General features: G+C 66.9%; 10 protein-coding genes. 3 read left to right on the forward strand and 7 right to left on the reverse strand.

The window, feature by feature from the left end; translation table 11 throughout:
• Positions 1 to 68: 68 nt before the first annotated feature.
• From RZR99_RS12935 to RZR99_RS12945, 3 genes are all read right to left on the reverse strand, one after another.
• Positions 69 to 656 carry a hydrolase gene (locus RZR99_RS12935; RefSeq protein ID WP_323120160.1) on the reverse strand — a complete coding sequence of 196 codons (588 nt, stop codon included), beginning with the start codon at positions 654 to 656 and terminating at the stop codon, positions 69 to 71.
• Between the two features lie 9 nt (positions 657 to 665).
• On the reverse strand, positions 666 to 2162 hold the full coding sequence (locus RZR99_RS12940) for an MFS transporter (RefSeq protein WP_323120161.1): 1497 nt from the start codon (positions 2160 to 2162) through the stop codon (positions 666 to 668).
• A gap of 513 nt (positions 2163 to 2675) precedes the next feature.
• Positions 2676 to 3128, reverse strand: coding sequence for a hypothetical protein (locus RZR99_RS12945; protein ID WP_323120162.1), 453 nt, complete (start codon positions 3126 to 3128; stop codon positions 2676 to 2678).
• A 157-nt stretch (positions 3129 to 3285) separates the two neighbouring features.
• Between RZR99_RS12945 and RZR99_RS12950 the strand changes: the two genes are divergently transcribed.
• Positions 3286 to 6279, forward strand: a complete 2994-nt coding sequence (locus tag RZR99_RS12950) for an amino acid adenylation domain-containing protein (protein WP_323120163.1) — start codon at positions 3286 to 3288, stop codon at positions 6277 to 6279.
• 63 nt (positions 6280 to 6342) lie between these two features.
• Here the strand turns inward: RZR99_RS12950 and RZR99_RS12955 are convergent, their stop codons facing one another.
• Positions 6343 to 7269, reverse strand: coding sequence for a LysR family transcriptional regulator (locus RZR99_RS12955; protein ID WP_323120164.1), 927 nt, complete (start codon positions 7267 to 7269; stop codon positions 6343 to 6345).
• Positions 7270 to 7416: 147 nt separating this feature from the next.
• On the opposite strand from RZR99_RS12955, the gene RZR99_RS12960 reads away from it, so the two are divergent.
• A complete protein-coding gene (locus tag RZR99_RS12960) occupies positions 7417 to 7821 on the forward strand; it encodes a RidA family protein (RefSeq protein WP_323120165.1) in 405 nt (134 codons plus the stop codon).
• 326 nt (positions 7822 to 8147) lie between these two features.
• On the opposite strand, the gene RZR99_RS12965 is transcribed toward RZR99_RS12960, so the two are convergent.
• From RZR99_RS12965 to RZR99_RS12975, 3 genes are all read right to left on the reverse strand, one after another.
• Positions 8148 to 8642, reverse strand: coding sequence for an OsmC family protein (locus tag RZR99_RS12965; RefSeq protein ID WP_323120166.1), 495 nt, complete (start codon positions 8640 to 8642; stop codon positions 8148 to 8150).
• A 47-nt stretch (positions 8643 to 8689) separates the two neighbouring features.
• Positions 8690 to 9622, reverse strand: a complete 933-nt coding sequence (locus RZR99_RS12970; protein WP_323120167.1) for a 2-hydroxyacid dehydrogenase — start codon at positions 9620 to 9622, stop codon at positions 8690 to 8692.
• Positions 9623 to 9804: 182 nt separating this feature from the next.
• A complete protein-coding gene (locus RZR99_RS12975) occupies positions 9805 to 10059 on the reverse strand; it encodes a hypothetical protein (RefSeq protein WP_323120168.1) in 255 nt (84 codons plus the stop codon).
• A gap of 453 nt (positions 10060 to 10512) precedes the next feature.
• On the opposite strand from RZR99_RS12975, the gene RZR99_RS12980 reads away from it, so the two are divergent.
• Complete coding sequence (locus RZR99_RS12980) at positions 10513 to 10977, forward strand: hypothetical protein (RefSeq protein ID WP_323120169.1); 465 nt, start codon at positions 10513 to 10515, stop codon at positions 10975 to 10977.
• Positions 10978 to 11030 lie beyond the last annotated feature (53 nt).

Here is an 11030-nt window from a genome sequence, read left to right on the forward strand (position 1 = left end):
TTCCTCGGTTGATGACTGTCATGAAAGGGGACGGGAAGCCGGCGCGAGCCGGCCCCCCCTTGCGCTCATCAGCGCGAAAAAGCACTTTCCAGCGCCGTCTCCACGTCTGCGGCCGCCGCGACCTGCCCGAGCTTCGGGAAGATCTGGGTCAGCGCGAAGGTCTGCGCGTCGGCCGACGACGTGCTGACCGCGTCGCTGACGACGACGACGTTGTAGTTGTTCTCGTAAGCCTGGCGCGCGGTCGACTCGACGCCGATGTTGGTCGCGATGCCCGTCAGCACGATGTCGGTGATCCCTCGGCGACGCAGCTGCACGTCGAGGTCGGTGCCGGTGAACGCGCCCCACTGATGCTTGGTGACCACCAGGTCTTTCGGCTGCACGCCGAGATCCGGCGCGAACGCGCTCCATGCGGGGTCGAGATTCGGCGGCGACGACGGCGCGTCGGTCTTGACCTTGAGCGCGACGCCGCCGTCGGGCTGATAGCTCGTGTGCACGTAGATGACGGGCAATTGCAGCGCGCGGAACGCGGTGGCCAGTTCCACCGTCTTCGCGACCACTTGCGCGCCGGTGTACGGCGTGACCGGCAGCGAGACGATGCCGTTCTGCAGATCGATGGCCACCAGGGCGACTGTGCGATTGAGCGTCGGGACAGACATGAATGAACCTCACTTTTGTTGTGGAACGGAAGGCGCCGCGGCGCCGATGTGCCGGCTCGATGCCGCGTTGAGCAACAGCAGGACGCTGATCACCGCCAGGACGATGGCGAGCTCGCGCAACCCGCGGTCGCTCGCCGGGTGGCCGAGCGCGAGTCCGACCAGCGCGAACGACAGACTGCCGCCGACGTACTGCGCGGTGCGGTAGAGCCCGGATGCGGTGCCGATCCGGTCGTGCGGCGCGCTCTGATAGAGCGCCGCCTGATTGCCGAGATTGTTGAAGCCGTTCGGTATGCCGAACACGATCGACAGCAGCACGATCGACCAGATCGGCAGGCCGCTCGTCATGAAGCTCATCACCACGCTGCCGACGCACAGCATCGCGGAGCCGACGATCAGCACGGGGCGCGGGCCGTGGCGATGCGCGATGCGCGTCGCGACCATCGTCGTGACCGTGCCGAGCGCGGCGATCGGCAGCATCACGAGGCCGGCATCGGCGGCCGACAGGCCCTTGACCTCCTGCAGCCACATCGGCAATGCATAGAAGATCGCGTAGAACACCGCATAGGTGCCGACGCAGCGCAGATAGGTGCTGAGCAGCGGGCGGTTGTCGCTCAGCATGCGGACGTCGATCAGCGGTGCCGCGGCGACCCTTTCGCGCTGGATCAGCACCGGGCACAAGACAAGCGTCGCGGCGAACAGCAGCCAGTTCGGTGCATGCGAGACCGATTGCAGGAACAGCAGCAGGCACGTGAGCGTCGCGATGAACAACGCCACGCCCGGCAGATCCAGGTCCTTCAGCGTGCCGTACAGCGTGCGGCGCTCCTGCGCGCCGCGATAGCCGGGGTCGGCCGGCAGCCACAGCACCGCGAACAGGAAGGCCGCGAGCACGATCGGCACGTTGATCCAGAAAATCGCGCGCCAGCCGGCGAACTGCACCAGCGCGCCGCCGAGCGGCGGCCCGAACGCGACCGCGACCTGCGCGGCGATCGAGATCGCGCCGAGGCCGCCCGTCGGCGTCGCGCCGTTCGCGTGACGCTGCGACCACACGCGGATCATCGTCATCCCTGCCGGATAGGCGGCGGACGTGCCGATACCGAGCGCGACGCGCGACGCGATCAGCCAGCCGAGCGACGGCGCGAACGGCGCGAGCGCCGACGCGATCAGCACGATCGCCAGGCCGATGCAGAAGATCCGCTTCGCGCCGAAACGATCGGCCAGCCGGCCCATCGTCGGCTGCCCGACGGCGGTCGCGAGATAGAGGCCCGACACCAGCCACATCGTGTCGATCCGCTCGCTCGCCGCGCCGTGCGGCATGAACGACTGCTGGATGCTGACGAGCGCGACCGCGATCATCGACGAGTTCAGCGCGTTCAGCAGCGTGCCGAGCACGATCGGCCCGACCAGCTTGCCGGGTAGACGCAGGCCCGCCGAGGCGGCGTGACTGTTCGCCGGCTGCGCACTGCCGGCCGCCGTACCTGCCGCTTCGTCGTGGTGATCGGATTTCATTTTTCGGGCCGCCGTCGGGTGAGTGTGTCGTATCGCTCAATGCGTCGAGAGCGTGCATTCACCATACCGTTCCGCTCGCCGCGATTGAAATGGATTGTTGCGATGCACACATTCGTCGCTTGAATGGGGTTCGCCGCGATCTTCGGGTCGGATGCATTCGAAGAATAGGGATCGGTCCCGATCGACGCGGTGTCCGCCTTGATTGACGGGCGTTTCGGCGGAATCGCGAGAACTGCGCGCCGCGCGCGCGACGGATGACGCGCGACAGGGGCGCGTCGGGAAGATGACGGTTTTATGCGGCAGTGCGTCGCAGATCCGAGCGCGGGCTCTATAGCGAAGCGCCCGGCAAGCGGATGGCCTTCGCGCTGTCCGTGCCGCGCATCGAGCGGCGGCCCCGATCAACGCACGCCGTCCGGCTGAAACGATGCGGAAAACCGAATACTCAGCCGCAATGGATCGTCGCTCGAGGAAACCGGTCCCGCTCGATGTCACCGGCTTTCTTGCCGGCCGCGATCACATGGCCGTGCCGCGTGCGGGATCGATACGGCGATCGCATGGCTTCGCCTTGCGGCCGCTGTCGAATCGATCGGCAAGGACGATACCGACCCTGGAATCCCGCCCGAGGTCGTGCTTGAAAAGGCCTCTTCTTGTTCGTATAAATGAGCATGCCGAATGCGGCTTTTCCTCGCGTCCGGCGCCCGGCTCGATCGAAGCGTCCTCTTCCGGCTCGACGTCTCGATGGCTGCCGGTACACCGGTTCGTCGAATACCGTCTCCCGTGATGCGGCGATTGCTCGCTTCCCTTCATGGATGAAACAGGACATGACGTTCGACCCGCACCTGAAGCCCGGCTGACCGCGTTCATTCGAACGGTTTCGCCCGGCGCGACGTAATCGGTCGGCAAGCGCGCGGCACCCGCTCGATCCGGTCCCGAAGCGCGGGCCGGCTGGCGCTCCGATTTTTCCATCGCCTCGTTACCGAAAGTTTTAATTAGCAATACGAATCGGATTCGGCAGTGCGATCGGCGACGGTTCCGACGGCTTCGCTTTCCGAGCCGGAGCGATCCCGGCTGCGTCTTTCCTGACATGGATTCGATCGATCGCCGGACATCCCGGGAGAGGATCATGAATGATTCGAAGACCGTGCTCGATTCCGTGAATCAATGGTCGGAACGGACACCGGACGCCGTCGCGCTTTCGACACAAGACGACAGCGTGTCCTACCGCGAGCTGGCAACGGACAGCGACGCGATCGCCGCATGCCTGAGCGGGCGCGGCATCGGCCCGGGACACATCGTTCCGATCATCGCGACCCGTTCGACGGACTTCATCGTCGGCCTGCTCGGCATCATGAAAACCGGCGCGGCATATTCCCCGATCGATCACGCTTACCCGGAACAGCGCCGGGCCTATATCGTCGGACAGACCGGCAGCCCGCTGACCCTGACCACCGCGCCGGACGACCCGGGTACGGACGGCGCCGTCGCAAGCGTCGCCGCCTTGCGCCGGACGCCTTCGGCATCGGCTCGCCGGCCCGGATCGCGGCCGTCACCCGACGATCCGATCTACGTGATCTTCACGTCCGGCACCACCGGCGTGCCGAAAGGCGTGGTCGTCGAGCATCGTTCCGTCGCCTCGCTCCTCGCCTGGTACACCGAGACATTCGAGGTCGACGGGACGAGCCGATCGACGCTGGTCGCCGCGCTCGGCTTCGACGTCGCGCATTGGGAAATCTGGTCGCCGCTGTGCGCGGGCGCGACGCTGTGCCTCCCCGACGACGAGACCCGGCGCGACGTGGACGCATTGCTGCAGTTCTTCGAACGCGAGCGGATCACCCACGCATTCGTGCCGACCGTGATGGTTCGCGACGTCGTAGCGGCGAGCCGGCCCGGCCCGTCGTCGCTGCGATATCTCGTCACCGGCGGAGAGAAGCTGATGCCGCTCGACACCGACCATCTCGGCTACCGGCTCTTCGATTGCTACGGGCCGACCGAGGCAACGATCTGGGCGACCTACCATCCGGTCCCCAGCGCGCGCCTCGGCCGCCCGCCCTCCATCGGCAAGCCGGTAGGCGACACGCGCATCTGGATTCTCGATGCCGGCCTGCGGGAACCGCCGGCGGGCGAGATCGGCGAAATCTTCATCGGAGGGTCGTGCCTCGCGCGCGGCTACCTTCACGACGAACAACGGACCCGCGAGAAGTTCCTGCAACACCCTTCGGTGCGCGGCGCGCGGATCTATCGAACCGGCGATCTCGGCCGCTGGCTGCCCGACGGCTCGCTCCAGTTCCTCGGACGCACGGACGAACAGGTGAAGATCCGCGGCCACCTCGTCGAGCTGACCGAAGTCGAGATCGCGCTCGCCCGTCAGCGTGGCGTCAGGCAGGCCAGCGTGGCGGCGACGTCGCCGGCCGTCGGCGACGCCAGGTCGATCGTCGCGTTCATCGTGCCGGAGCGCCGCACGGAACCGGAGCGGGAGTTCGTCGGCCGGCTGCGCGACGATATCGGCGCGTTCCTGCCGGACTACATGATGCCCGGCCGCTATCTGCTGCTCGATGCGTTTCCCGCGAACGCCAACGGCAAGACCGACAAGGCCGCGCTGCTCGCGGCACTCGCCGAGCGCGACGCCCGCGCGGCGGCCCGCGATTTCAGCGAGATCGGCGACCCGGTCCGGCGCGCCCTGTTCGAAGCCTTCGCCGCCGCGCTCGGCCATGCCGATTTCCGCGCCGACGACCGCTTCTTCGACGTCGGCGGCCATTCGCTGCGCGCCGCGTCCGTCGTGACCCGCCTCTCCGCCCGCATCCATCTGTCGATCCGCATCAGCGACCTGTACAACCACCCCACCGTCGACGGTCTCGCGGCCGAGATCGCGCGGCGACGCGACGTCGGCGGCGAAACCTCGGACCGCCTGTCGCCCGAGATGCTCCGCCGCGACGCGGCGCTGCCCGCCGATATCCTGTTCGACACGCCGTTCGACCCGGCCCGTCTGGCGTCGCCCCGGCACGTTCTGCTCACCGGCGCGACAGGGTTCGTCGGCATCCACCTGCTTGCCGAACTGCTGGCCACGACGGATGCCGTGATTCACTGTATCGTGCGCGCCGCGGATCGCGCCGAGGCGGAACGGCGCATCGATGCAAAAATCCGCGAATACCAGGTCGGCATCGACGCGCCATCGCGCGCTCGCGTCAAGCTCCATGTCGGCGACCTCGCGATGCCGGACTTCGGCATCGCGAGGTCGGACTACGCGGCGCTGAGCCGCGATATCGACGTCATCCACCATTCGGCGAGTTCAGTCAACTTCATCAAGCCTTACGGCGCGATGAAACAGGACAATGTCGACGCGCTGGTCAACCTCATCCGCTTCGCGGCGGCGGGCCGAACCAAGGCGATGATGATGCTGTCCACCATATCGGTATACAGCTGGGGCCATCGGATTACCGGCAAGGACACCATGCGGGAAGACGACGACATCGATCAGAATCTGGACGCGGTGTGCTCGGACATCGGTTACGTCAAGAGCAAATGGGTGATGGAGAAGATCGCCGATCTCGCCGGCTCGCGCGGCATGCCGCTGATGACGTTCCGCCTCGGCTATGCGACGTACCACAGCCGGACCGGCCTGAGCGCGGGCTACCAATGGTGGGGACGCCTCGTGAAGACCTGCATCGCGCTCGGCGCGGTGCCCGATCTGCAAGCGTTGCACGAAGGGCTCAGCAGCGTCGATTACATGACTCGCTCGATCGCGCACATTTCGCGGAAACCCGCCGCGATCGGCAGGAAATTCAACCTGATTCACTCGGGCGCCAGCGACGTCTCGCTGCAGGATTTTTTCACGAGGCTCGAGCGCCACTTCGGCTTCGCGTTTTCGCGGCTGCCGTTCCGTACCTGGCGCGATCTCTGGAGCCACCACGCCGACACGCCGCTCTACCCGCTGCTGAACCTGTTCCGGGATCGGATGCACGACGATCGATGCGTGATCGAACTGTATGAGCATACCTACCACTGGAGACACGACAACACCTCGGCGTTCCTCGAAGGCAGCGGCATCCTGCCGCCGAATTTCGACGAACCGGAGTTGCGCCGCTATCTCGAGCGCTCGATCGGCATCACGCCGGCATAGCCCGTCGCGTCCTGTCGGGCGACTTCCCCGCACGACGAGCGCGCCGCACGCGGCACGGCCCGGTCAGGTATCGCGCCGATCGGCGACGGGCGCGTGCCGAGCCATCAGCTCGACGACCCAGTCGATGAATACGCGCAATTTGGCGCTGACGTGCCGGTTCGGAGGAAACGCCACGTACATCGGCATCGGATCGAGATGCCAGTCTTCGAACAGGCGCACCAGCTCGCCGCGCGCGACGTGCGGGCCGGACATGTAGTCCGGCAGCCAGAGCACGCCCAGTCCGGCCACGCCGGCCGCGAGATAGGCATTGCCGTCGTCGACCGCCAGGACGTAGCGGCCGTGCACGTTGAGACGCGCGTCGCCGCGGCGCATCGCATAGGGCAGCGCCTTGCCGGTGCGCGCCCACAGGAAGCCCACGATGCGGTGATGCGAGTCTTCGAGTTCCGTCGGATGCGACGGCGTACCGGCGCGCGCCAGGTAGCCCGGCGCGGCATAGACGCCGAGTTGCAGATCGCCGACGCGACGCGCCATCAGGGACTGGTCGGTCAGCTCGCCGCCGCGCACGACGCAGTCCACGTTCTCGCCGATCAGATCCACCTTGCGATCGCTCACGCCCATGTCGAGCTGGATGTCGGGATAACGCGCATGAAACGCCGGCAACGCCGGCACCAGGATCATGCGCGCCAGCGGACTGGGCACGTCCACGCGCAGCCGCCCTCTGGGCATGACGGCGGCGCCGGACAGGCTGGTCTCGGCGTCGTCCATGTCCGCGAGCAGCCTGAGCACGCGCTCGTAGTACACGGCGCCGTCGGCGGTCACGTTGAGCCTGCGCGTGGTGCGGTTGAGCAGCTTGACGCGCAATCGCGCTTCCAGCTGCTGGACGAGCTGCGTCACGCTGGTCTTGCTCATGTGAAGCGTCTCGGCCGCCTTCGTGAAGCTGCCGGCTTCCACCACGCGGGCGAATGCCTGCATCGCATCGAAACGGTCCATGGGGCCTGTGCTCCGGATGGGTTGAGGATTGTTTGGATTGTACAAATGGTGATGAACAGACTTGCCTGTTTATCCGCGCCGCGCGAATCCTTAAAGTCCCTGCATCGTTGAACCGGGTCGGCTCCGACCCATTGATGGAGGTGATGCATGACCAAGCGGGACGTGGTATTTCCGGCCGGGCGCCAGGCGCTCTATGAACGCAATCGCTATTCGCCGGCGATCCGGTCGAACGGCTTCCTGTTCGTTTCGGGACAGGTCGGCAGCCGCGAGGACGGCTCGCCCGAGCCCGACCTGGCCGCGCAGGTCCGGCGCGCGTTCGACAATCTGGCCGCGATCCTGGCCGAGGCAGGCTGCACGTTCGACGACGTGATCGACGTCACCGTCTTCATCGTCGATCCCGAATCGACGTTCGAGAAGATCTGGAAAGTGGTGCCGGAATATTGGGGCGACGCGCCTCATCCGACGCTGACCGCCGTCGGCGTGACCTGGTTGTATGGGTTCCAGTTCGAGATCAAGGCGATTGCGAAGCTGCGGGGAGGGGCCTGCGGTTGATCCGGGGGGAGCGGGCGGGGCCAGGCCATCCGCTGCGCCTCCGGTCCGGGCGTCAGCGAACGCGTGCTGGTACTGGGCAAAGTCGAAGGTTTCATTGAGAGCGCGGCGTTTCCAGCCGAAGCCAAACCAAGCGACAACGCGATGCATGCCTCGCGATCTCATACCGATGTCCCATGCAGTTGATTCGCATGCTTGGAAACGTCGATCGACAACCGTCGCGACAACGGCGGGAACGCGCCAACGCACCTCGCCCCTCGAAGCCCTTTCCTGTCACGCGTAGCCTGCCGCCTCGCCCGGCGGACAGAACCGCCGGTCGGATGCTCGAACTACTCTCCAAGCCCCCCCGCATCGCACGCCCAACGCCCCTCGACCTCGATCGCCGTCCTGACCGAGTTCGCGAGAAAACACGCATCATGCGCCGCGTGATGCAGTGCCTCGACCTCGGCATCGCCCGGCACGCGCTCGCCGCCGAACGTCACATGCGGCTTCAGCACCACCCGCGTCACCACTTCCTTGCCTTCCGCGTTCTTCTCCATCGTTCCCTCGGCGGCATCGAGATACCCCATCACGACGAATTTCTTCTGCGCGGCCAGCGACAGGAACCACAGCATGTGGCAACTCGACAGCGCGGCGACATACGCTTCCTCCGGATCGACCGCGGCCGGATCGGAGAACGGCACGCGCACCGCATGCGGCGAACTCGATGCCGGGACGCGAACACCGCCGTCGAACCGCCACTCGTGGCGGCGGCTATAGCGGTTGTCGATGAACGCTTCTTCCGGCTGCTTACGCCATTGCACTTCGGCGACATGAATCGACATCGGATCACACTCCCTCGGTGGAAAATGAATTCAATCGCCGCTCGCGCTCAAATCGGCGTGAGCAGCGGCTCGCCGGAGAAGTGGCGCGCGGCGTTATCGAGAAAGAGCCGCACCGCGCGCTCGACCGCCTCCGGCGACGTACCGCCCGTATGCGGCGTCAGCACGACATTGTCGAAACCGAGCAGCGCGCGCGGCGGCTCGGGTTCGCCTTCGTAGACATCGAGTCCGGCGCCCGCGACGCGTCCGTCGCGCAGCGCGTCGGCCAGCGCCGCCGTATCGACGACGCTGCCGCGCGAAACGTTGACGAGATAGCCGCGCGCACCGAGCGCGGCGAGCACGCGCGCATCGATCAGATGCCGGGTGCCCGCGCCGCCGGGCGTCGATACCACCAGGAAATCCGCCCAGCCCGCGAGCGCGTCGAGCGCATCGAAGTACCGGTACGCAACGCCGTCGCGCGGCGTGCGGTTGTGATAGCCGATCTCCATGTCGAAGCCGGCCGCGCGGCGGGCAAGCTTGCGGCCGATGTTGCCGAGCCCGACGATGCCGAATTTCTTGCCGGATACGTTCGGCAGCATCGGCAGCGCGTCTCGCCACACGCCCGCGCGGCATGCGGCGTCGAACCGTACGACGCCCCGCACCGTCGCCAGCAGCAGCGCGAACGCGTGGTCGGCCACGCAATCGTCGTTGGTGCCCGCCCCGTTGACGAGCGCGATCCCCCGCGAACGCGCCCGTTCGCGCGCGATGTTCTCGTAGCCCGCGCCGAGCGCGCCGATCAGTTCGAGATGAGGCAGCCGGTCGATTTCGTCCGCGTCGATGCCGGTCGTGCCGTTGGTCAGCACCGCACGCACGGTTGCGCCGTGCGCGGCAACGGCGGCGGCGCGCGTTTCCCGGTCGGGAGCATGGAGGACATCGAAGAGGCGGGCGATCGCGGCGTGCGCGGGCTCGCGCAACGGGATCAGTACGAGGAGCTGCGGCTTCATGGCAGACCTGATCGGGAGGAGCAACGCCTCGCAGTGTAGCAACGGACGCGCCGGCGCGAACCCGGTAGCCCTACTGCGGCCGGGGAATCCCGGGCGGGCATCGTGGGCCCATCCGGCTCGGCATGTAGCGAACGGAGCCGACCCGGGCACCGCCGTCATGCCGCCGGCCTAGCGACCGCGCATTACTCGGGCGGGTGCGCGTCGAGCCACGCGACGATCTGCTGCGCGGCCTGCAGCGGCGTGACCGTCTCGCCGGTCGCCAAGGTTTCATATTTGTAAGGATCGGCGCCGTCGAGGTTGTCGAGTTCCGGCTGCGCGATCGTCCAGAGCCAATCGATACGGTCGGCGATCGGAGACGGCGCCCCTTCGATGCTGCAGCGGCACCCTTCGATTTCGGTCACGAAGCCGGTGGCGGTAGGTTCAAAACTCGAAAACACGGCGACTCCCGTCGATCTGTGCCGCGCTGCGGCCGGGTAGCGAGTATCGCATGGCGCGCCGACGCGTCAGCCGCGCCGGGCCTTCTTCCTCTTCCCCCGGCATTTCGCATCGCATCATGACCCGGCCGTTTCCGCCGCGTCGACGTAGTTCGCACTCTTGCCTTTACACACAGTTACACCGGCGTCCGGACCCGCCGCCGCATCGCCGAATCCATTGCCGGCGCCCGCCCAGCCAAGCCCGGCGGAACTTCCGGCCGGCTCGTGCCGGCCGCGACCGGCACGGTTCCCGCGAACTCGCCGCCTTCGTGTCAACCGAACGCCGTTACCGGGAGTTAATGACGGTACTGGCATGCCGTCTATGCGCCAGAGGCCGGAAGCTTGGGTACTTCAACCCGTACGCGGGCGCGAATCTCCGGAACATCGGTGCGCCACCCCCCATAGTCAGGAGTAGAAATGAAAAAGACGATTTTCTTCGCGGCGATCGCAGCCGGATTGTGCATTTCGATGAGCAGCTTCGCGCAGGTTCCCGCCAGCGCCCCCGCCGGCACGACCGGCCTGTGCAAGGACGGCTCGTTCTATTCCGGCGCCTCCAAGAAAGGCGCTTGCGCGGGCCACAAGGGCGTGAAGACCTGGTACGGCGCGGCACCCGCCGCAGCCAGCGGCGCGATGGCGGCACCGGCCGCGATGGCCGCATCGTCGGCGGCACCGGCGAAGCCGGCAACCGCCAGCGGCGCGATGGCCAAGACCGCCGCGGCGCCCGGCGGCGGCCCCGGCCAAGTCTGGGTGAACACCAGCACGAAGGTGTATCACTGCCCGACCGACAAGTTCTACGGCAAGACCAAGCAAGGCAGCTACATGTCGGAAGCGGACGCGAAGGCCAAGGGCTTCCACGCCTCGCACGGCAAGGCCTGCTCCTAAGCAGCGAACGGCCGGCGTAAGCCGGCCGCGGCGATGCGCGACGGTCCAAGCCG

The sequence above is a fragment of the Burkholderia alba genome (assembly GCF_034721475.1).
Taxonomy (GTDB): Bacteria; Pseudomonadota; Gammaproteobacteria; order Burkholderiales; family Burkholderiaceae; genus Burkholderia; species Burkholderia alba.